The sequence below is a fragment of the Algiphilus sp. genome, assembly GCF_023145115.1.
Classification (GTDB): domain Bacteria; phylum Pseudomonadota; class Gammaproteobacteria; order Nevskiales; family Nevskiaceae; genus Algiphilus.
On sequence record NZ_JAGLEJ010000024.1, the window covers coordinates 72,697 to 92,626 of the forward strand.

A 19,930-nucleotide genomic window follows, 5' to 3' on the forward strand; every position below is an offset into this window, starting at 1 on the left:
CGGCACCGCGCGCCGGGGTCTATTGCGCGCGCGGAATCGGCATCGCCGCGGCAATATCGTCGGCACCGAGCAGCAGCATGAGCAGGCGATCAACGCCCAGGGCCACGCCAGCGCACTCCGGAAAGTCCTCGGGAAGGCCGCTGCCGTCCGGCAGATCGGCGCCGCGGCGCTCGCGGCACCCGTTCGCCAGTTCGACGCCGCGCCAGAACAGCTCGAAGCGCGTCGACCAGCGCGGATCGTCCTGCTGCAGGCAGGCCAGCGGACTGTCGATCGCGGGATAGCCGGTGAGTAGCACCGGACCCGCGTGGCCGAGCCGCGGCTGCACGCACAGCCCCATCAGCAGATCCCGCCAGTAGCCGGCATCGGCGTGTTCCGGCGCATCCGCCGGTGCCAGCCCGTGCGCCACCGCGGCCTCGGCGAGCGCGCTGGCCGGCGCCAGCGGATCGATGCCCGCTTCGGCCCGGAACGCGTCCGCGTAGCGCAGCCGGCCGGCCACCGCGGGCGCATCGCAGACCTGCAGCAGGGCGTCGAGTTCGGCGGCGACGTGATGCTCGTCGCGCCCCAGCCGATACCACTCGCAGAGCAGGAACTCCTCGGCGTGATGGCGTCCGGACTCGCCGCCGCGGAAGGCGTGCGCGAGCTGGTAGACATCACCGCTGCCGTCCGCCAGCAGGCGCTTCAGCCAGTACTCCGGCGAGGGCAGCAGCCAGCCGCCCTCGCAGGCCAGCGCCCGGATGTGTGGCTCGGAGACCACCGCCGGCGCGCGCAGCGGCGCATCGACCTCGGTCGCGCCGCGCTCGGCGAAGAAGGCGCGGATGCGCGCGAGAAGCGCGGCCCGTCGCTGCAGCAGGTGGCGCAGGTCCGGCCTGCCCGCGGTGGACGCGGTGGATGCCGGATCCCGGCCCGCGGTCACTCCTTGACGCGCGACAGGTACTCGCCGGAGCGCGTGTCGACCTTGATGACCTCGCCCTCCTCGATGAACAGCGGCACGCGCACCACCGCGCCGGTCTCCAGCTTGGCGGGCTTGGTGCCACCGGTGGCGGTGTCGCCGCGCAGGCCCGGGTCGGTCTCGACGATCTTGAGTTCCACATTGTTGGGCGGCAGCACCTGGATGGGCGCGCCGTTCCACAGCGTCACCACGCAGGTGTCCTGCTCCTTGAACCAGACCTCGTTGTCGCCCACCGCACGCTTGTCGGCGGTGATCTGCTCGTAGCTCTGCGGATCCATGAAGTGCCAGAACTCGCCGTCCGCGTACAGGTACTGCATGTCGAGCTCGACGACGTCGGCCGCTTCCACCGATTCGCCGGACTTGAAGGTGCGCTCGATCGTGCGGCCGCTCTTGAGATTGCGCACCTTGACGCGATTGAAGGCCTGGCCCTTGCCGGGCTTGACGAACTCGTTCTCGACGATGGCGTAGGGCTCGCCGTCGAGCAGGATCTTGAGACCGGATTTGAATTCGTTGGTGCTGAAGCTGGCCATGGCGGAATCGCCGCTGCGGAAGCGGCGCTACGATCGATGAAGGGAGGGGTTTGCCGACGACCGGCAAGCCCATGACAATGCGCACGATGATAGCAGAAGCCCTCGCCGCCCCCGACAGCACCAGCACGGTCGCCGCATGGCAACGGGAGCTGCAGGAGAGCTTCCGCAGCCCCGCCGCCCTCGCCGCGCATCTCGGCCTGGAGCCGTGCCCACCGCATGTCCCGACAGCCTTCGCCTTCCGGGTGCCGCGCGCTTTCGCCGCGCGCATGCGCCGTGGCGACCCGGCCGATCCATTGCTGCGCCAGGTCTGGCCGGCACCCGCCGAGACGCACGAGGCATCCGGGTTCGGCCCCGATCCGGTCGGTGATCTTGCAGCCGCAAGGGGCGACGGTCTGCTGCACAAGTACCACGGCCGCGTCCTGCTGACGCTGACCGGTGCGTGCGCGGTGCACTGCCGCTACTGCTTCAGGCGCCACTTCCCGTATGCCGGGCAGACCGCGAGCCGCGGCGCCTGGACGCGCGTGCTGGAAGCGCTCCACGCCGATCCGAGCATCGAGGAGGTGATCCTGTCCGGCGGCGACCCCCTGTCGCTGCCCGATGCGCGGCTGGCGGCGATCACCGATGATCTCGCCGCCGTCCCGCACCTGCGCCGCCTGCGCATCCACACCCGCCAGCCGGTCGTGCTGCCGTCGCGTGTCGACGACGCCCTGCTCGCCTGGCTGTCGCGCTTCCCGCTGCCGACCAGCGTGGTACTGCACGTCAACCACGCCAACGAGATCGACGCGGCATTGATGGCGGCCTGCGCGGCGCTGCGCCGCACCGGCGTGCACCTGCTGAACCAGGCCGTGCTGCTGCGCGGCGTCAACGATTCGGTGGCCGACCAGACGGCGCTTTCGGTCGCGCTCTTCGACGCCGGCGTAGTACCTTACTACCTGCACCTGCTGGACCGCGTTCGCGGCGCAGCCCATTTCCATGTGCCCGAGGAGGCGGCGACAACCATCATGATGCAGATGCGCGATCGGCTCCCGGGCTACCTGGTGCCCCGACTCGCACGCGAGGACGCCGGCGCCGGGGCCAAGACCGTCATCGCCTGAGCGCGAATGGATTCCACCATGCCCACGTCCGTGCCGAATCTGCTGATGCTGGTGGTGAGCGCCGAGCAGGGCATGTCGACGCGCGCCGAGACCATTCTGCGGAACCGTGGGTGGCGGGCGCGCGCAGCCTGGGCCGCCGATACCGCCGAGGTCGAGGAGATTCTGTCGCGCACCGAGCCGGAACTCGTGCTCTGCGACGTCGGCCAGGACATCGGCGCGGTATGCGGGCTGGCGCGACAGCTGTCACCGGAGCTCGCCGTCATCGCGGTGGCCGCGGACGGCTCCGGCATCTCGTCGACGCTCCGCAACGAGGCCTTCGCCGCCGGCGCGGTCGACATCGCCGCCATGGGCAGCGATGACGCCGAGGAGGACCTGGCGGCGGTCTGCCTGCGCGAGTACCGCGCCAGCCGTACCGGCTGGGAGCTGCGCGAGGCCCGCATGCGGCTGGCCGAGTACGAGAGCCGGCAGCGTACGCTGGTCGCGGAGACCTCGCGCGCACTGCTCACCGTCAGCGAAGGCATCATCGTCGAGGCCAACCCGGCGGCGGCCGAAACCCTTGGCTTCGCCTCCGTGGACGACCTCATCGCGCAGCCCTTCCTCGACCTGGTCGCGTCGAGTGATCAGCCGCAGGTCCGCGATCACCTCACCCAGCTCGTCAAGCAGCGGGTGGCGGAAACCGAGTTCACCGCGGCCTTCCGGATCGGGGACGCCGAGGCCGCGATCCACACCCGCATCAGCGCGCGCCAGAGCGACGGCGACAGCGAGCTGCAGCTCGACGCCGTGCTGCGTCCGCAGGCCGTGCCGCGCAGCGACGAAGCCACGCCCGACGCACCGCCGGTCGCGGCGGCACAGACCTTCGCCGACATCCGTGAATCGCTCGGCCGGGCCATCGAAACCGCCCTGAGCGCAGAGTCCCAGCAGGGCGTGCTCTATTTCCGCATCGACGGGTTCACCGCGCACGAGGAACGGCTCGGGCTCATCCCGGCGGCCCGCGTCGCCGACACCTGGGAGGCGCTCATTGCCGAAGCGCTGCCGGCGCAGTCGTGGGTGGTGCGCATGGCGCCGGACGAGCTCTGCGCCGTTGCGCCGGCGGAGGACACCGATGCGCTGACGGCGCTCGCCGAGTCGCTGCGCCAGCAGGTCGCGCACCAGAACTTCCGGAGCGACCAGTTCGAGTGCCACATCACGCACTCCACCGCCGTCTACCCGCTGCGCGAGGGCGTGGGGGCGGCTGCCGAGGTGCTGCGCGATGCCTGCTTCGAGGCCCGCCGCATCTCCGGGGAAACCGGCAACACCACCTGCAGCATCGGCGACGCGGCGCGCGCCGCGGCCGAGGAGCGCAAGGAACGCGAGGCCGCCGACGAGCTGCGCGAAGCGCTCAGGGAAGGCCAGCGCTTCCAGCTGGCATACCAGAACATCGCCAGCCTCGGTGACGATACCCGCCAGATCTACGACGTGCTGGTCCGCATGCGCGACGCCAGCGGCAACGAGCGCCACGCGCGCGAGTTCCTGCCGATCGCCGAGCGCTCCGGCCTGATGCCCCAGATCGACCTGCTGGTGCTGACCCGCGCCGTCAGCGCGCTCTCGCGCCGATCCGGCACCTGCCTGATGGTGCGCCTGTCGGAGGCCTCGCTCAGCGAGCCGGAAGCGATCGTGAAGCTGATCGAGACACAGCAGCCCGCGGCCGGGACGCTCGCGCTGCAGGTCCGCGAATCGGTCGTGCAGCACCATGTCAGCAAGGTCGCGGCGCTGCGCGAGAAGCTGCGCTCGCTGTCGGTCGAATTCGTGCTCGACTACTTCGGCGACAGCCCCGGCTCGTCGACGCTGCTCGACCACGTCAAGCCGGACTACGTGAAGTTCAACCCGGCCTTTGCCGCCAGGCTCGACGACGAGCAGACCCACGAGCGCCTGGCCGCGCTGGTCAAGGCCGCGCACAGCAGCCAGTCGCGCGTCATCGTGCCCTTCGTCGAGAACACCCGCATCATGGGCGAGCTCTGGCAGATGGGGATCAACTACGTGCAGGGCAACGGCGTGCAGGAAGCCGAGGTGGTCATGCTGGCCGGCGACCGGATCCCGCGCTAGTCCGCCGGGGCCGATCCGACCCCGGCGAAAATCCCGCCCGAATCAGCCCGCGGCCTGCTGCAGGGCGGCGATGCGCGCCTCCAGCGGCGGGTGCGTGCTGAATAGCTTCGCCATTGCGCCACCCCGGATGCCGAATGCCGACATGTTCTCGGGCAGTGTCGAGGCGCCGCCCTGATAGCTCTGCAGGCGCGACAGCGCGTCGACCATCTTGCGCCGACCGGCAAGCTGGGCGCCGCCGGCATCGGCGCGGAACTCGCGCTTGCGCGAGAACCAGCACACCACGGCCGATGCAGCGATGCCGAGCAGGATCTGCAGCACGATCACCGACGCGAAGTAGCCGAGACCGTAGCCCTGCTCGTTCTTGAGGATGACGCGGTCGATGAAGTGCCCGATGACGCGTGACAGGAAGATCACGAAGGTGTTGAGCACGCCCTGGATGAGGGTCAGCGTCACCATGTCGCCATTGGCGATATGGCTGACCTCGTGGCCCAGCACGGCCTCGACCTCGTCCTGCTTCATGCCGCGCAGCAGACCGGTGGACACCGCCACCAGCGCCTTGTTGCGACTGGCACCGGTGGCGAAGGCATTGGGTTCGGGCGAATCGAAGATGGCGACCTCGGGCATGCCGATGCCGGCCTGGCGCGCCTGACGCTGCACCGTGTTGATCAGCCAGGATTCCGCCGAGTTGCTCGGCTGGCTGATCACCTTGGCGCCCGTCGACCACTTGGCGATGGGCTTGGAGAGCAGCAGCGAGATGAAGGCACCGCCGAATCCGAAGATGGCGGCAAAGATCAGCAGGGTGAAGTAGTCCAGTCCACCCTGGGCATCCATCATCGGATCGAGTCCGAGGAAGCTCGAAATGACGAACCACGCCACCGAAAGCACCGCGAGAATCGCGATGTTGGTGGCGACGAACAGCATGATGCGCTTCATTGTTGTCTTTTACGCCTCTGAAAACAGGGAGCTTTCCCCTACATGGCGGCTTGGACCGCCGAATTCAAGATTCGGTTTCCCGATCGGCCCCCGCCGGCTGCACCGGCTGCAGCGCCTCGACCCGCTGGAAGCCTCGCGGCAGGGTCCGTCCGCGACTGCCGCGGTTGCCGCGGAAGCTCTCGAGATCGGCCGGCTTGACCTTGTAGCTGCGCTTGCCGCTGACCACCTCCAGCGCAGCGCCCGGCTCGAGCACGGCCATGGCCGCCACGCGCTCCTCGCCGCGCAGACCGATGAGCTTGTTGCCCTTGCCGCGCGCGAGCTCGGGCAGCTCCGCCGCCGGGAACACCAGCAGACGTCCGGCGGTGCTCGCCACCGCCAGCAGCTGCTCCTCGCGTCTCGGCAGCGGCCTCGCGGGCAGCACGCCGGCACCCTCGGGCAGGGTCAGGCAGGCCTTGCCGGCCTTCTGGCGCGTGGCCAGCTCGCCGAGGCGGGCGATGAAGCCGTAGCCAGCGTCACTGGCCAGCACGAAGCGCGCCTCGGTCTCGCCGAGGAGCACATCGCTGATGCGCTCGCGGTCGCCCAGATCGAGGCGGCCGGACACCGGCTCGCCCTGCCCGCGCGCCGACGGCAGCGAATGCGCCGGCAGCTGGTAGCTACGCCCCTGGCTGCCGAGCAGGATCAGGGTCTGATTGCTGCGTCCCTCCGCCGTGCGCAGCAGCGCGTCGCCGGAGCGGTAGGACAGATTGGCGGCATCGACCCCGTGCCCCTTGGCAGCGCGGATCCAGCCAGCGGTGGACAGCACCACGGTGATGTTCTCGGACGGCATCACCTCGGTGGCGTCCAGCGCCTGCGCCTGGGCGCGCTCGACGATCGGGCAGCGGCGCTCGTCGCCGTAGGCCTCGCCATCGGCCCTGAGCTCGTCGGCGAGCAGCGCGCGCAGCGACTTGCGCGAGCCCAGCCGCTTCTCCAGCGCCTTGCGCTCGGCCTCGAGCTCCTCCTGCTCGCCGCGGATCTTCATCTCCTCGAGCTTCTGCAGATGGCGCAGCTTGAGCTCCAGAATGGCCTCGGCCTGCCTGTCGGAGAGCGCGAAGCGCGCCATCAGGGCGGTCTTCGGCTCGTCCTCGAAGCGGATGATGCGGATGACCTCGTCGATGTTCAGGAAGGCGGTGAGCAGGCCCTCCAGCACGTGCAGCCGCGCCAACACCTTCTCGAGACGATGCTCGAGGCGGCGCTTGAGCACCCCCTCGCGCCATTCCAGCCACTCGCCGAGGATGGTCCGCAGGCCCTTGACCTGCGGACGGCCATCGACACCGATCATGTTGAGGTTGACGCGGTAGCTGCGCTCGAGGTCGGTGGTGGCGAACAGATGCGCCATCAGCGACTCGACGTCGACGCGGTTGCTGCGCGGCACGATGACCAGCCGCACCGGGTTGTCGTGGTCGGACTCGTCGCGCAGATCCTCGACCAGCGGCAGCTTCTTGGCGCGCATCTGCTCGGCGATCTGCTCCAGCACGCGCGCCGGCGAGACCTGGTGCGGCAGATGCGAGACCACGATGTTGCCGTCCTCGCGCTCCCAGCGCGCGCGCGCCCGCAGCTGGCCGCCGCCGCCGTGCTCGTAGAGCTTCCGCATCTCGGCCGGCGGCGTGATGATCTCGCAGCCGGTGGGGAAGTCCGGCGCCGGCACGTGCTCGCACAGTGCGGCGGTGTCGGCGTCCGGGTTCTCCAGCAGGTGCAGGCAGGCGCTCACCAGCTCGCGCAGGTTGTGCGGCGGGATGTCGGTGGCCATGCCCACCGCGATACCGGTGGTGCCGTTGACCAGGATGTTGGGCAGCCGTGCCGGCAGCAGGACGGGCTCCTGCATGGAGCCGTCGAAGTTGTCCGCCCAGTCGACCGTGCCCTGATCGAGCTCGGAAAGCAGCGCCTGGGCGTAGGGCGCGAGCTTGGCCTCGGTGTAGCGCATGGCCGCGAAGCTCTTGGGGTCATCGGGCGAGCCCCAGTTGCCGTGGCCGTCCACCAGCGGATAGCGGTAGGCGAAACCCTGCGCCATCACCACCATCGCTTCGTAGCAGGCACTGTCGCCGTGCGGGTGGTACTTGCCGATGACATCGCCGACCGTGCGCGCCGACTTCTTGGGCTTGGCGTTGGGCCCCAGCGACAGCTCGCGCATGGCGTAGACGATGCGGCGCTGCACCGGCTTGAGGCCGTCCGCGATGTGCGGCAGCGCGCGGTCCAGCACGACGTACATCGAGTAGTCGCGGTAGGCCTTCTCGGCGAAAACGTGCAGCGGCAGGCGCTCGTGGTCGCTCGCGAGTTCGGTTACTTCACTCATGGTGCAATCCGGTTGATGATCGGTCGCGCGGAATCAGACCGCGATCTCGGCCTGGTCGCCGCTGGTCTCGAGCCAGGCTCGGCGATCCGCGGCGCGCTTCTTGCCGAGCAGCATGTCGAGCATGCTGCCGGCCTCGGCATCCTCCAGGGTGAGCTGCACCAGGCGCCGGGTGTCGGGCGCCATGGTGGTCTCGCGCAGCTGCATCGGGTTCATCTCGCCGAGCCCCTTGAAGCGGGTCACCGAGACCTGTCCGCGCATCTTCTCGGCCCTGATGCGGTCGAGGGTGCCGTCGCGCTCGCCCTCGTCGAGGGCGTAGAACACCTGCTTGCCGACGTCGATGCGGTAGAGCGGCGGCATGGCGATGTAGATGTGGCCCGCTTCCACCAGCGGCCGGAAGTGGCGCAGGAAGAGCGCGCACAGCAGGGTGGCGATGTGCAGGCCGTCCGAGTCGGCGTCGGCCAGCACGCAGATGCGGCCGTAGCGCAGGCCGGCGAGATCCTCGGAGCCCGGGTCGACGCCGATGGCGACGCTGATGTCGTGGATCTCCTGCGAGGCCATGGCGGCGGCCGCGTCCAGCTCCCAGGTGTTCAGGATCTTGCCCCGGAGCGGCATGATCGCCTGCGTGTCGCGGTCGCGCGCCTGCTTGGCCGAGCCGCCGGCCGAGTCGCCCTCCACCAGGAAGAGCTCGGTGCGCGACGGATCCGAGGACACGCAGTCGGCCAGCTTGCCGGGCAGCGCCGGCCCCTGGGTGACGCGCTTGCGGGTCACCGTCTTGGCCGCGCGCAGGCGCTTCTGCGCGTTGCTGATGATGCGCTCGGCGAGTGCCTCGCCGGTACCGCTGTTCTGATTCAGCCACAGGCTGAAGGCATCGTGCACCACGCCCGAGATGAAGCTGGCGCTCTCGCGCGACGACAACCGCTCCTTGGTCTGACCGGCGAACATCGGATCCTGCATCTTCAGCGAGAGCACGAAGGCACAGCCGTTCCAGACGTCCTCCGGCGTGATCTTCACGCCGCGCGGCAGCAGGTTGCGGAACTCGCAGAACTCGCGCATGGCCTCGGTGAGGCCGGTGCGCAGGCCGTTGACGTGAGTGCCGCCCTGGGTGGTGGGCACCAGGTTGACGTAGCTCTCCTGCGGCACCTCGGACGCATCGGCCCAGAGCAGCGCCCATTCCACCGCTTCACGCTCGCCCTCCAGACCGCCGGTGAAGGGTGCCGCGGGGATGGTCTCGATATCGCCGACGGTGTCGAGCAGATAGTCCGGCAGACCGTTGGCGTACTGCCAGACCTCGGTCTCGCCGGTGGCCTCCTGGGTGAGGCTGACGCGCAGATTGGGACACAGCACCGCCTTGGCGCGCAGGTTGCGCTGCAGGCGCGGCAGCGAGAAGTTGACCGAGTCGAAATACTGCGCGTCGGGCCAGAAGTGGATGGCGGTGCCGTGCCGCGACTTCGGCACCTGGCCGACTTCCTCGAGCGCCTCGGCACGCTCGCCGCCGGCGAAGGCCATGGTGTATTCGCGACCCTCGCGCCAGACGCGGATCTGCAGCCGCGTCGAGAGCGCGTTGACCACCGACACGCCGACACCGTGCAGGCCGCCGGAGAACTGGTAGCTCTTGTTGGAGAACTTCGCGCCGGCGTGCAGGCGCGTCATGATCAGCTCCACCCCGGGCACGCCGTGCTCGGGATGCACGTCCACCGGCATGCCGCGGCCATCGTCGACCACCGACAGCGATCCGTCCTGGTGCAGGGTCACCGCCACCGACTTCGCGTGGCCGCCCAGGGCCTCGTCGACCGCGTTGTCGATGACTTCCTGCGCCAGATGATTCGGCCGCGCGGTGTCGGTATACATCCCGGGCCGGCGGCGGACCGGGTCGAGACCGGTGAGAACTTCGATGGCGTCGGCGCGGTACTGGTTCATGGCATGACGGTGCTGAGTGCGCGCGGGAATCTAGCCCGGACGCGAGGGACGGACAAGCGCGTGGCAGGGAAAGCGCGATCCCTGAGCGGGGGCGGAGCTTTGGTTAGACTCCGCGCACCAAGGCTGTGTCGGATCGTGCATGAATCGCAAGTCTAACCCCGCGGCGGAGACACCGGCCGCAGCCCCCGAGGGCGAAACGGCTTTCGAGCAGCTGCTCGAGGAGCTGGAGGCCATCGTCGCGCGCATGGAGGAGGGCGACCTCCCGCTCGAGCAGACCCTCAAGGAATTCGAGCGCGGCCAGAGCCTTGCCGCCGCCTGCGAAACGCGCCTGCGCGACGCCACCCAGCGCGTCCAGAAGTTGCTGGACGACGACACCGGCGCGGATGGAGACGACGCATCGTGAGCGCCGGTGCGGCCAGCGCCGCCTTCGACCTCGCCGCCTGGCGAACGGACTGCCTGCAGCGACTCGATGACCGAATGACGGCGGCGCTGCCGCCCGACGGCACCCTGCCCGCGCGCCTGCACGAGGCCATGCGCTACGCCGCCGACGGCGGCAAGCGCCTGCGCGCGATGCTCGTGCACGCCTGCGGCGAGGCGCTGGGAACGCCGCCCGACGCGCGCGATGCCTGCGCGGTGGCGATCGAGCTGGTGCATGCCTACTCGCTGGTCCACGACGATCTGCCGTGCATGGACGACGACGCCCTGCGCCGCGGCCAGCCCACCGTGCACCGCGCCTGGGACGAGGCCACCGCCGTGCTGGTGGGCGACGCGCTCCAGACCCTGGCCTTCGAGCACCTCGCCCATCCGCTCGATGGCGACGACCCCGCCTTCGATGCCGCCGCCCGCCTGGCCTGCGTGCGCCTGCTGGCCCAGGCCGCGGGCAGCCGCGGCATGTGCGGCGGCCAGATCATGGATCTGGAAGCGGAATCCCGCCGCCTCGAGATCGCCGAGCTGGAATCGCTGCATGTGCACAAGACCGGCGAGCTGATCCTCGCCTGCGGACGCATGGCGGCGGCCGCGGCCGATGACGCGGATCCGGCGCGCTGCCGCGCGATCGAGCACGCGCTCAAGCACCTCGGGCTGGCCTTCCAGATCCAGGACGACCTGCTCGACAACGACAGCTCCACCGAGACCCTCGGCAAGACCAGCGGCAAGGACCGCATCGCCGGCAAGGCCACCTTCCCCGGCCTGCTCGGCGTGCCCGAGGCGCGCAGCCGCATGCGCGAGCTGTTCGCGGAGGCCCGTGACACCCTCGCCGCCACCGATGGCGCCGAGGCGCTGCGCGCGCTCATCGACACCATCGAGACGCGCAGGGCCTGATCCCGCCGCGGCTGCGAGCCGCGTCACGAATTACCCGCAAGAAACCTGTAAGAACGCGCCCCGGATGCGCGATAATGGAGCACGTTCTGTCGCCCCTCCCGGACATGACCGATATTCCCGGATACGCACTGCTCGGACGCGTCAACAAGCCCGAAGACCTGCGGGCGCTCGACGCCGGTCAGCTGCCCGCGCTGTCGCTGGAGATGCGCCGCTACCTGATCGAGACGCTGGGACGGATCGGCGGGCATTTCGCCGCCAATCTCGGCACCGTAGAGCTCACGCTGGCGCTGCACTACATCTTCGACACCCCGCGCGACCGCCTGGTCTGGGACGTCGGGCACCAGGCCTACCCGCACAAGATGCTGACCGGCCGCCGCGGCCAGCTCGAGACCATCCGCAAGCACCGCGGTCTGGCGCCCTTCCCGCACCGCAAGGAGAGCGCCTATGACGTCTTCGGCACCGGGCACTCCAGCACCTCGCTGTCGGCTGCCGCCGGCATCGCCGCCGCCGGTCGCGTGCAGGGCGAGCGGCGCCGCGTGGTCGCGGTGATCGGTGACGGCGGCATGACGGCAGGCATGGCCTTCGAGGCGCTCAACCACATCGGCGACGCGCAGCTGCCCGTGCTGGTGATCTACAACGACAACGACATGTCGATCTCCGAGAACGTCGGCGCGCTGCGCAGCCACTCGGCGCGCACCATGGCGCGACTCGCCATGGAGGCGGCGCCGCACATGCGCCGCCCGGCCAGCGAGCTGCCCGGCGAGCCCAGCGGCCCGGGGGACTGGGTGCGCACCTTCGGGCTCGACTACGTCGGCCCCATCGACGGCCACGATCTCGACGCGCTGCTGGCCGCCCTCGGCGAGCTCCGCGGGACCGATCGCCCGGTGTTCCTGCACATCGTCACCGCCAAGGGCAAGGGCTTCGCGCCGGCGGAGTCGGACCCCATCAAGTACCACGGCGTGACCAGCTTCGACCCGGTCACCGGCGCCTTCCCGGAGAAGAAGCCGGCGACCACGCCGAGCTTCACGCAGGTCTTCGGCGACTGGCTGTGCGACGCAGCGAGCGCCGATTCGCGCCTGGTGGCGATCACCCCGGCCATGCGCGAGGGCTCCGGCCTGGTGCGCTTCGCGCGCGAATTCCCGGAGCGCTACGTCGACGTCGCCATCGCGGAGCAGCATGCGGTGACCCTCGCCGCCGGGATGGCCACCGAGGGCCTGCACCCCGTGGTGGCGATCTACTCCACCTTCCTGCAGCGCGCCTACGACCAGCTCATCCACGATGTCGCCGTGCAGAATCTTCCGGTGCTGTTCGCGATCGACCGCGGCGGGCTGGTGGGTGCCGACGGCGCCACCCACCACGGCGCCTTCGATCTGAGCTATCTGCGCTGCATCCCCAACATGGTGGTGATGGCACCCAGCGACGAGAACGAGTGCCGGCGCATGCTGACCACCGGCCTGGGGCTCAACCAGCCTGCCGCGGTGCGCTATCCGCGTGGCGCCGGGCACAGCGTCGCGGCCGATCCCGAGGCGCGGCCGCTGCCGGTGGGTCGGGCGCGCGTGCTGCGCGAGGCGCGCGGTCACCGCCGGCCGCGCGTGGCACTGCTGGCCTTCGGCGCCATGGTCGGCCCGGCACTGGAGGCCGCCGACATTCTCGACGCCACCGTACTGGACATGCGCTTCGTCAAGCCGCTCGACCACGACGCGATCCTGGAAGCGGCACAGGCCCACGACCTGCTCGTCACGCTGGAGGACAACGTCCGCATCGGCGGCGCCGGGTCGGGCGTGGCCGAAGTCCTCGCGGCCCAGCACGAGCAGGTACCGCTGATGATGCTGGGGCTTCCCGACGAGTTCATCGAGCACGGCAGCCGCGAGGAGCTCCTCGCCGAAGCCGGCCTCGACAGCACCGGCATCCAGCGCGCGATCAACAAGCGGCTGCGCGCGCGCGATCTCGACATCGAGCGCGGCGGCAGCGCGAAGACGCTGGGCGGCAATCGCGCCTGAGGGGTTCCACTACCGCCCGCCCGGGTCGCGCTCACTGCCCGGCGGCGGACCGCCCGCGCGCCGTCTCAGAAAGCGCGCGAAGCGCGGCAGGCCGGTCGCCGTGCGCCCGCTGTAGCGATAGGTGATCCAGCTGCCCACCGGCGGCGGATTCGCGCGCTGCGCGTCGGTGAAGCCGCTTCCGATGGCGAACACCCGACCGCCCGGCGTGCGCACATCGATCGATCCCATCAGGCCCTCCAGGCGGCCCGATCCGGGGTTGATCGCGACGACCTTCGCCTCCGCATCCGCGAAAGGCTTGAGCTTGAGAAGCGCATCACTGGGCCCGGCACGGTAGTGGCTGTCGCCGCGGTGCAGGATCAGCCCCTCCCCGCCCCTCCCGAGCACGCGCTCCAGCGCCGCGTCGAGCGCCGCGGCATCGGCCACCCGGAACTGGCGGATGGCGATCACCCACGGCGCGTCGATACGCGCCACGGTCTCGCGGATCGCCGGCACGCGCGCGTCGAAGTCGCCGCCGTGCTCCGGCAGGTCGAAGACCCGGTAGCTGACCGACCGCCAGGCGGGATCGTCCGCCTCCGCCGTGCGCACGATGACCGACACGCGCGAGAAGGCGCCGTAGTCCACCCAGAGCTCGCCATCCATGGCGGTGTCGGGCCAGCCGCGCGTGAACCAGTCCGGCGCGTCGATGGTGTTGCCGCCGCGCGTGACGAGCGCTTTGCCGTTCCAGTAGCCGCGCACGCCGTCGTACTTCTCGCTGACCCAGTAGTCCGCCAGCGCGACGCCGCCGTCGTAGACCTCGGGCAGCGATACCGGTGGCGGCGCGGCCGACGCGGCGAGCGCGCAGAGCACTGCCACGCAGCCGCCCGGGAACCGGGTCGTCGTTGTCGAGCGTACTGCCACCATGCGCTGCTCCCGACCGGGACGGCACAATATTACCCTACAGTATATTCATGTGGCGCGTTCAGCGGAAGGGACACGGCTCCCCGCGCCAGCGATCGCCGTAGCGCGCCGAGGTGGATGCATCCGCGATCTCGGGCCAGTCCTCGAGTCCGGATGCCCCGGCCAGCGCGGCTTCCTCGGGGTCGGGCAACGCCGAGAACAGGTCGAGCCCGGTGCGCCGCTCGATGCGCGCGACCGGTACCACGAAGTCCACGAGCGGCTCGAAGCCGCACACTTCCTGCGGCACCAGAAAGGCGAGCGCACGCGGGGTGCCGTCGGCATCCTCGCGCAGCCAGACGCGGTAGAACGCTTCCGGGATGGCGACGCCGCTCGGCAGGTAGCGCGGCGCGGCACCATAGACCGGACCCGCCAACACCCACACGCGGCGGTAGCGCGGCGCGATGGCGTCGGCCTCGATCTCTTCCAGGCGCTGCCAGAGAAGCTGATTGTGGCGCGGCAGCTGCGGCACGATGTTGCTCATGCGGAAGCTCGCACGCTGCGCTTCCCGCCCGTAGGCGCGGGAGATCAGGTAGTTGGGCGCCAGGTGACCGCGATCGTAGCCGCTGCTGCGGTAGGCATCGCCGTCGATGCGCCGCAGGGTACGGGCATCGACGGCGAAGCTGTCCGGACGCTCGTGCGGGGTACCGGCCGCCGGATCGCGGGCGACGTAGCCTACCCAGAGCGGAGCCGCGCGCCATTCCGAATACCCCAGCGCGAAGCCGGGATTGACCAGATGGTGCGTGGTGAGACGCGCACTCCATGACACGGCGCGCGGCGTACCGGCGAACACGTACTGCTCGCTGACCGGGCGCCAGCCGTGCAGCACCGCCGCCGCGATCAACGCCGGCAGCAGCAGCGCGAGGAGTCGCGCTCTGCTCAGTCGGCGACGTCGCCGAACCAACGCAGTTGCGCGCGCAGACGCACGACCTCGCCGACGATGACCAGACAGGCGCCCGCGACGTCGGCCTCGGCCACGCGCTCCGGCAGGTCCGAGACGGTACCGGCGATGACCCGCTGCTCCGCCAGCGTCCCCTGGACGACCATCGCCGCCGGCCAGTCGTCGGGCAGTCCGTGCGCACGCAGCGCGGCCATGGTCTGCGCCAGCGCGGTGCGCGCCATGAAGATGCACACCGTCTGCCCGGGGCGCGCCAGTGCATCCCAATGCAGGTCCAGCTGCCCGTCGGCACGCGGATGGCCGGTCACGAAGATGGCTGCCTGGGCGTGATCGCGATGGGTCAGCGGAATGCCGGCATAGGCGGCGCAACCGTTCGCGGCGGTGATGCCCGGCACCACCTCGAAGGCGACGCCGTTGGCGGCGAGCTCGGCGATCTCCTCGCCGCCGCGACCGAACACGAAGGGGTCCCCGCCCTTGAGGCGCAGCACGCGCTTGCCTTCCTGCGCCAGCTCGACCAGGCGGGTATTGATCTGATCCTGCGGCAGGGTGTGCTGGCTGGCGCGCTTGCCGACGAAGATGCGCTCGGCGTCGCGGCGCACCAGATCCAGGATGCCGGGCGCGACCAGATGGTCGTGCAGCACCACGTCGCAGTTCTGCAGCAGGCGCAGCGCGCGCAGGGTCAGCAGATCCGGGTCGCCCGGACCGGCGCCCACCAGCCACACCACGCCGCGCTGCGAGGCGTCGGCGCTCAGGCGCGCAAGCTCGTGGTCGGCGGCCGCCTCGTCGCCGGACATCGCGGCGGCTGCACCGGGACCGTCGAGGAAGGCCTCCCACAGCTTGCGGCGGGTGTCGATCGCCATGTCCTTCTGCCGGTCGCGACGACTGCCGATGTACTCGGCCAGCCGGCCGATGCGCTGATCGAAGAGCTGCTCGACCTGCTCGCGCAGCCGCCGCGCCAGCATCGGCGCACGGCCGGCGCTGGACAGCGCCACCAGCAGCGGCGCGCGATCGACGATGGCGGGCGTGATGGCGGTACTGGCGGCGACATCGTCGACCGCGTTGACCGGCAGATGGCGCGTCGACGCGGCCTCGGCGACGGCGCGGTTGAGCGCGCCGTCATCGGTGGCGGCGATCACCAGCGCGCAGTCGTCGAGCTGTGCCGCATCGAAGTCGGTAGCCGCCGGCGTGATGCCCAGCACATCGAAGCCCGGGTGCGTCTCGCGGCACACCAGGCGGATGACCGCACCGGCACGCTGCAGCAGACGCGCCTTGCGCAGCGCGACCTCGCCGCCGCCGACCAGCAGCACGGTGCGGCCGCGCAGGCGCAGGAACATCGGGAAGTAGGGCCACTCCGGCTGGGGTGCGGACACGACCGTGCAGGCGAATAAGCGAGGCCGCTATTATAGCTGCATGGCCTTACCGGTCCGACCATGAAACTCCGCCAGCTCCACTACATCCAGGAAGTCGCCCGGCGCGGGCTCAATGTCACGGCCGCGGCCGAGGCCCTGTTCACGTCGCAGCCCGGCGTCAGCAAGCAGATCCGGCTGCTCGAGGACGAGCTCGGCGTCGAGATCTTCGTGCGCAACGGCAAGCATCTGACCGAGATCACGCCGGCCGGGGCGCGCATCCTGGAGCACGTCGAGCGCGTGCTGCGCGATGTCCAGAACATCGAGCGCGTCGCCGAGGAGTTCCGCTACTCCGACCGCGGCGACCTCGGCATCGCCACCACGCATACGCAGGCACGCTACGCGCTGCCGCCGGTGATCTCGCGCTTCCGGAAGGACTATCCCCGGGTGTCGCTGCACCTGCATCAGGGCAGCCCGCCGCAGATCGCGCGCATGGCGGCCGGCGGCGAAGTGGACTTCGCGGTCGCCACCGAGGCCATGGAGCACTTCGACGAGCTCGTCATGCTGCCCTGCTACCACTGGAACCGCTGCGTGCTGGTACCGCCCGGCCATGCGCTGGCGCAGAAGAGCCGACGCCTGCAGCTTGCCGAGCTCGGCGAGCATCCGCTGATCACCTACACCTTCGGTTTCACCGGCCGTTCCAAGCTCGACCAGGCCTTCGCCGCTCATGGCATCCGGCCCAACGTCGTGCTGACCGCGGTCGATGCCGACGTCATCAAGACCTATGTCCGCCTCGGTCTCGGCGTCGGCATCATCGCGCAGATGGCCTACGACCCGGAGGCCGACAAGGACCTCGTCATGCGGCCGGCCGACCACCTCTTCGAGCAGTCGACCACGCACATCGGATTCCGGCGCGGGCTCTTCCTGCGACGGTTCATGTACGACTTCATCGAGCACTTCGCCGGCCATCTCAAGCCGGAGGTGGTGGACGAGATGGCGGCCATCGCCGACCCGCTGCAGCGACGGACGCGCGCCGCCGAGATGGAGTCCACGCTCCAGTCGCACTGACCGCCGGCGGTCAGCCCGGAACGCGCTCCATGCGCTGCACGGTTTCGCGCAGCAGCCGGTCGATGTCCGGTCGCATCACCGTGAACGCCAGCACGCAGTAGGCGATGGCCAGCCAGGCCGAGAGATCGGTATTGAAGGCGAGGCTGTGCATGAGCAGCAGGATGCCCGGGAAGTCGAGGATCGCCGCCTGCAGGAAGAGCCCGGCCAGGATCTGCGCCTCCGCGCGCGCCAGTGGCGATGCATCGGCGTTCACCGCCGCCGGTTGCGTGCGGGCGCGCTCGGCCATCGCCGCGGGCTGCAGCATCCGGTTGCCCACCATCCGGGCACCGAGCACCGCCGCGACCGCGAGCGCCGCCAGCACCCCGATCACCGCTCCGCCGAGCTGCGGCGCAACACCGAACTCGATCCGGAAGTCGGCGAACGACCGCGCCAGCAGGATGCCGGCGCAGGCCACCGGCACGCCCAAATAGGCGACGCAGCGCCAGAGCCGGGTGATCCGGCCGACGGCGCGCTGATGGGCGACGGGATCGCGCAAGGCGGCGCGCTCAGGCGACCAGCGCCCGCGCGTGATACGCGATGTGATCCGCCACGAAGCTCTGGATGAACCAGTAGCTGTGGTCGTAGCCGGGGTGTCGGCGCAGCGTGAGCTTCTGGCCGGAGGCACCGGCGGCGGCTTCCAGCGCCTCGGGGTGCAGCTGCTCGGCCAGGAACTGGTCGGCCTCGCCCTGATCCACCAGGATGGTGTCGGCGCGCGGCCGGGTACGCATCAGCTCGCTGGCGTCCCACTGCTTCCAGGCGTCGATATCGTCGCCCAGGTAGTTCGAGAACGCCTTCTCGCCCCACGGCACCGCCACCGGGTTGGCGATGGGCGCGAAGGCCGATACCGACGTCCATCGCTCGGGCGCGCGCAGCGCGGTCACCAGCGCGCCGTGGCCGCCCATGGAGTGCCCGAAGATGCCGCGCCGGTCGGGAAGGACCGGAAAGTGCGTCTCGACGACCGCCGGCAGCTCGCGGTCGACGTAGCTGGCCATGCGGTAGCCGCTGGACCAGGGTTCGGCGGTGGCGTCGAGGTAGAAGCCGGCGCCGGTGCCGAAGTCGTAGGCGTCGTCCTCGCCGGCATAGCCGAGGCCGCGCGGGCTGGTGTCGCAGGCCACCAGCGCCAGGCCGTGCTCGGCGGCCAGGCGCTGGGCGCCGGCCTTGATGACGAAGGTCTCCTCAGTACAGGTCAGGCCGGCGAGGTAGTACAGCGCCGGCACCGGGCCCCGCTCGGCCTGAGGCGGCAGGTAGACGGCGAAGCCCATGGTGGTGCCGGTCTCGCGCGAGGCGTGCCGGTAAAAACCGATGCGCCCGCCGAAGCAGGCGTGTTCCTCGCGGGTCTCGATGCTGTCCGCCGTCATCAGTACTGCACCACGGCGCGGATGGATTCGCCGCGCGTCATGAGGTCGAAGCCCTCGTTGATGCGCTCCAGCGGCATGGTGTGGGTGATCAGCGAGTCGATGTCGATCCTGCCGTCCATGTACCAGTCGACGATCCTCGGCACGTCGGTGCGCCCGCGCGCGCCGCCGAAGGCGCTGCCCTGCCAGACGCGGCCGGTGACCAGCTGGAAGGGCCGCGTGCCGATCTCGGCGCCGGCCGGGGCCACGCCGATGATGGTGGAGATGCCCCAGCCCTTGTGGCAGCACTCCAGCGCCTGGCGCATGAGATGGACGTTGCCCACGCACTCGAAGCTGTAGTCGGCGCCGCCGCCGGTGAGCTCGACGAGGTGCGCCACGAGATCGCCCTCGATCTCGTTCGGATTGACGAAGTGGGTCATGCCGAACTGACGGCCCAGCGCCTCGCGCTGCGGATTGAGGTCGACGCCGACGATCTTGTCGGCACCCACCATCTTCGCGCCCTGGATGACGTTGAGCCCGATGCCGCCGAGGCCGAAGACCACGACGTTGGCGCCGGCCTCGACCTTGGCCGTGAACAGCACCGCGCCGATACCGGTGGTGACGCCGCAGCCGATATAGCAGACCTTGTCGAAGGGCGCGTCCTCGCGGATCTTGGCCAGCGCGATCTCGGGCAGCACGGTGTAGTTGGCGAAGGTGGAGCAGCCCATGTAGTGGTGGATGGGCTTGCCGCCCAGCGAGAAGCGGCTGGTGCCGTCGGGCATGAGGCCCTGCCCCTGCGTGCCGCGGATGGCCTGGCAGAGGTTGGTCTTGCCGCTGGTGCAGTAGCTGCACTCGCGGCATTCCGGCGTGTACAGCGGGATGACGTGATCGCCCGGCTTGAGGTGCCTGACGCCCTCGCCGACCTCGACCACGACCCCGGCGCCTTCGTGCCCGAGAATGGCGGGGAACAGGCCTTCGGGATCCTCGCCGGAGAGCGTGAACTTGTCGGTGTGGCACAGGCCCGTGGCCTTGACCTCGACCAGCACCTCGCCGGCCTTCGGGCCCTCCAGCTGCACGGTCTCGATGCTCAGCGGTTCACCGGCGGCGTGGGCTACGGCGGCGCGAACGTCCATGGGGTCTCCTCATGATGGGGGGCGT

General features: G+C 70.3%; 17 protein-coding genes. 6 read left to right on the plus strand and 11 right to left on the minus strand.

The window, feature by feature from the left end; translation table 11 throughout:
- Positions 1 to 19: 19 nt before the first annotated feature.
- Together KAH28_RS08435 and efp are read right to left on the minus strand one after the other, a co-directional pair.
- Complete coding sequence (locus KAH28_RS08435; protein WP_290575616.1) at positions 20 to 913, minus strand: amino acid--tRNA ligase-related protein; 894 nt, start codon at positions 911 to 913, stop codon at positions 20 to 22.
- Positions 910 to 1,479 (minus strand): elongation factor P, encoded by a 570-nt coding sequence (gene efp / locus KAH28_RS08440; RefSeq protein ID WP_290575618.1) that lies wholly within the window; start codon positions 1,477 to 1,479, stop codon positions 910 to 912. Before efp ends, KAH28_RS08435 begins: the two co-directional genes overlap by 4 nt.
- A gap of 86 nt (positions 1,480 to 1,565) precedes the next feature.
- Between efp and epmB the strand changes: the two genes are divergently transcribed.
- Both epmB and KAH28_RS08450 read left to right on the plus strand, forming a co-directional pair.
- Positions 1,566 to 2,573: an EF-P beta-lysylation protein EpmB gene (gene epmB, locus KAH28_RS08445; protein ID WP_290575620.1), complete on the plus strand. Its 1,008-nt coding sequence runs from the start codon at positions 1,566 to 1,568 to the stop codon at positions 2,571 to 2,573.
- Positions 2,574 to 2,591: 18 nt separating this feature from the next.
- Positions 2,592 to 4,655: an EAL domain-containing protein gene (locus KAH28_RS08450; RefSeq protein WP_290575622.1), complete on the plus strand. Its 2,064-nt coding sequence runs from the start codon at positions 2,592 to 2,594 to the stop codon at positions 4,653 to 4,655.
- A 42-nt stretch (positions 4,656 to 4,697) separates the two neighbouring features.
- On the opposite strand, the gene htpX is transcribed toward KAH28_RS08450, so the two are convergent.
- From htpX to parE, 3 genes are all read right to left on the minus strand, one after another.
- Positions 4,698 to 5,588, minus strand: coding sequence for a protease HtpX (gene htpX / locus KAH28_RS08455; protein WP_290575624.1), 891 nt, complete (start codon positions 5,586 to 5,588; stop codon positions 4,698 to 4,700).
- 64 nt (positions 5,589 to 5,652) lie between these two features.
- On the minus strand, positions 5,653 to 7,917 hold the full coding sequence (gene parC, locus KAH28_RS08460; protein WP_290575626.1) for a DNA topoisomerase IV subunit A: 2,265 nt from the start codon (positions 7,915 to 7,917) through the stop codon (positions 5,653 to 5,655).
- Positions 7,918 to 7,950: 33 nt separating this feature from the next.
- Positions 7,951 to 9,834, minus strand: a complete 1,884-nt coding sequence (parE, locus tag KAH28_RS08465; protein ID WP_290575628.1) for a DNA topoisomerase IV subunit B — start codon at positions 9,832 to 9,834, stop codon at positions 7,951 to 7,953.
- Positions 9,835 to 9,973: 139 nt separating this feature from the next.
- Here parE and KAH28_RS08470 point away from each other — a divergent pair, with 139 nt between their 5' ends.
- From KAH28_RS08470 to dxs, 3 genes are all read left to right on the plus strand, one after another.
- A complete protein-coding gene (locus tag KAH28_RS08470; RefSeq protein ID WP_290575630.1) occupies positions 9,974 to 10,237 on the plus strand; it encodes an exodeoxyribonuclease VII small subunit in 264 nt (87 codons plus the stop codon).
- Positions 10,234 to 11,154, plus strand: coding sequence for a farnesyl diphosphate synthase (locus KAH28_RS08475; protein ID WP_290575632.1), 921 nt, complete (start codon positions 10,234 to 10,236; stop codon positions 11,152 to 11,154). Before KAH28_RS08470 ends, KAH28_RS08475 begins: the two co-directional genes overlap by 4 nt.
- A gap of 104 nt (positions 11,155 to 11,258) precedes the next feature.
- Positions 11,259 to 13,154 carry a 1-deoxy-D-xylulose-5-phosphate synthase gene (gene dxs, locus KAH28_RS08480; RefSeq protein ID WP_366918156.1) on the plus strand — a complete coding sequence of 632 codons (1,896 nt, stop codon included), beginning with the start codon at positions 11,259 to 11,261 and terminating at the stop codon, positions 13,152 to 13,154.
- Between the two features lie 9 nt (positions 13,155 to 13,163).
- On the opposite strand, the gene KAH28_RS08485 is transcribed toward dxs, so the two are convergent.
- The 3 genes from KAH28_RS08485 to cysG are packed head-to-tail and all read right to left on the minus strand — an operon-like array spanning position 13,164 to position 16,319.
- A complete protein-coding gene (locus KAH28_RS08485) occupies positions 13,164 to 14,054 on the minus strand; it encodes a DNA ligase (RefSeq protein WP_290575636.1) in 891 nt (296 codons plus the stop codon).
- Positions 14,055 to 14,112: 58 nt separating this feature from the next.
- A complete protein-coding gene (locus KAH28_RS08490; RefSeq protein ID WP_290575638.1) occupies positions 14,113 to 14,991 on the minus strand; it encodes a DNA/RNA non-specific endonuclease in 879 nt (292 codons plus the stop codon).
- The gene (gene cysG, locus KAH28_RS08495) at positions 14,967 to 16,319 is read right to left on the minus strand and encodes a siroheme synthase CysG (RefSeq protein ID WP_366918157.1); all 1,353 of its coding nucleotides are present in this window, start codon (positions 16,317 to 16,319) and stop codon (positions 14,967 to 14,969) included. The genes KAH28_RS08490 and cysG overlap by 25 nt, the downstream gene beginning before the upstream one ends.
- Before the next feature lie 96 nt (positions 16,320 to 16,415).
- Here cysG and cysB point away from each other — a divergent pair, with 96 nt between their 5' ends.
- A complete protein-coding gene (gene cysB / locus KAH28_RS08500) occupies positions 16,416 to 17,399 on the plus strand; it encodes an HTH-type transcriptional regulator CysB (RefSeq protein ID WP_290575641.1) in 984 nt (327 codons plus the stop codon).
- A 10-nt stretch (positions 17,400 to 17,409) separates the two neighbouring features.
- Here the strand turns inward: cysB and KAH28_RS08505 are convergent, their stop codons facing one another.
- From KAH28_RS08505 to KAH28_RS08515, 3 genes are read right to left on the minus strand one after another with little or no spacing between them, the layout of a single operon-like run.
- On the minus strand, positions 17,410 to 17,934 hold the full coding sequence (locus KAH28_RS08505; protein WP_290575643.1) for a hypothetical protein: 525 nt from the start codon (positions 17,932 to 17,934) through the stop codon (positions 17,410 to 17,412).
- A gap of 10 nt (positions 17,935 to 17,944) precedes the next feature.
- Complete coding sequence (gene fghA, locus KAH28_RS08510) at positions 17,945 to 18,796, minus strand: S-formylglutathione hydrolase (RefSeq protein WP_290575645.1); 852 nt, start codon at positions 18,794 to 18,796, stop codon at positions 17,945 to 17,947.
- Entirely contained in the window at positions 18,796 to 19,905 is a 1,110-nt protein-coding gene (locus tag KAH28_RS08515; protein WP_290575647.1) for an S-(hydroxymethyl)glutathione dehydrogenase/class III alcohol dehydrogenase, read from the minus strand. The genes fghA and KAH28_RS08515 overlap by 1 nt, the downstream gene beginning before the upstream one ends.
- Positions 19,906 to 19,930 lie beyond the last annotated feature (25 nt).

What these genes read in the sequence shown, in the direction of transcription:
- KAH28_RS08515 (WP_290575647.1), bottom strand. Translation starts at nt 19,905, where the DNA reads ATGGACGTTCGCGCCGCCGTAGCCCACGCCGCCGGTGAACCGCTGAGC.
- cysB (WP_290575641.1), top strand. Translation starts at nt 16,416, where the DNA reads ATGAAACTCCGCCAGCTCCACTACATCCAGGAAGTCGCCCGGCGCGGG.
- cysG (WP_366918157.1), bottom strand. Translation starts at nt 16,319, where the DNA reads ATGTTCCTGCGCCTGCGCGGCCGCACCGTGCTGCTGGTCGGCGGCGGC.
- dxs (WP_366918156.1), top strand. Translation starts at nt 11,259, where the DNA reads ATGACCGATATTCCCGGATACGCACTGCTCGGACGCGTCAACAAGCCC.
- fghA (WP_290575645.1), bottom strand. Translation starts at nt 18,796, where the DNA reads ATGACGGCGGACAGCATCGAGACCCGCGAGGAACACGCCTGCTTCGGC.
- KAH28_RS08450 (WP_290575622.1), top strand. Translation starts at nt 2,592, where the DNA reads ATGCCCACGTCCGTGCCGAATCTGCTGATGCTGGTGGTGAGCGCCGAG.
- parC (WP_290575626.1), bottom strand. Translation starts at nt 7,917, where the DNA reads ATGAGTGAAGTAACCGAACTCGCGAGCGACCACGAGCGCCTGCCGCTG.
- epmB (WP_290575620.1), top strand. Translation starts at nt 1,566, where the DNA reads ATGATAGCAGAAGCCCTCGCCGCCCCCGACAGCACCAGCACGGTCGCC.
- KAH28_RS08485 (WP_290575636.1), bottom strand. Translation starts at nt 14,054, where the DNA reads ATGGTGGCAGTACGCTCGACAACGACGACCCGGTTCCCGGGCGGCTGC.
- htpX (WP_290575624.1), bottom strand. Translation starts at nt 5,588, where the DNA reads ATGAAGCGCATCATGCTGTTCGTCGCCACCAACATCGCGATTCTCGCG.
- parE (WP_290575628.1), bottom strand. Translation starts at nt 9,834, where the DNA reads ATGAACCAGTACCGCGCCGACGCCATCGAAGTTCTCACCGGTCTCGAC.
- efp (WP_290575618.1), bottom strand. Translation starts at nt 1,479, where the DNA reads ATGGCCAGCTTCAGCACCAACGAATTCAAATCCGGTCTCAAGATCCTG.
- KAH28_RS08470 (WP_290575630.1), top strand. Translation starts at nt 9,974, where the DNA reads ATGAATCGCAAGTCTAACCCCGCGGCGGAGACACCGGCCGCAGCCCCC.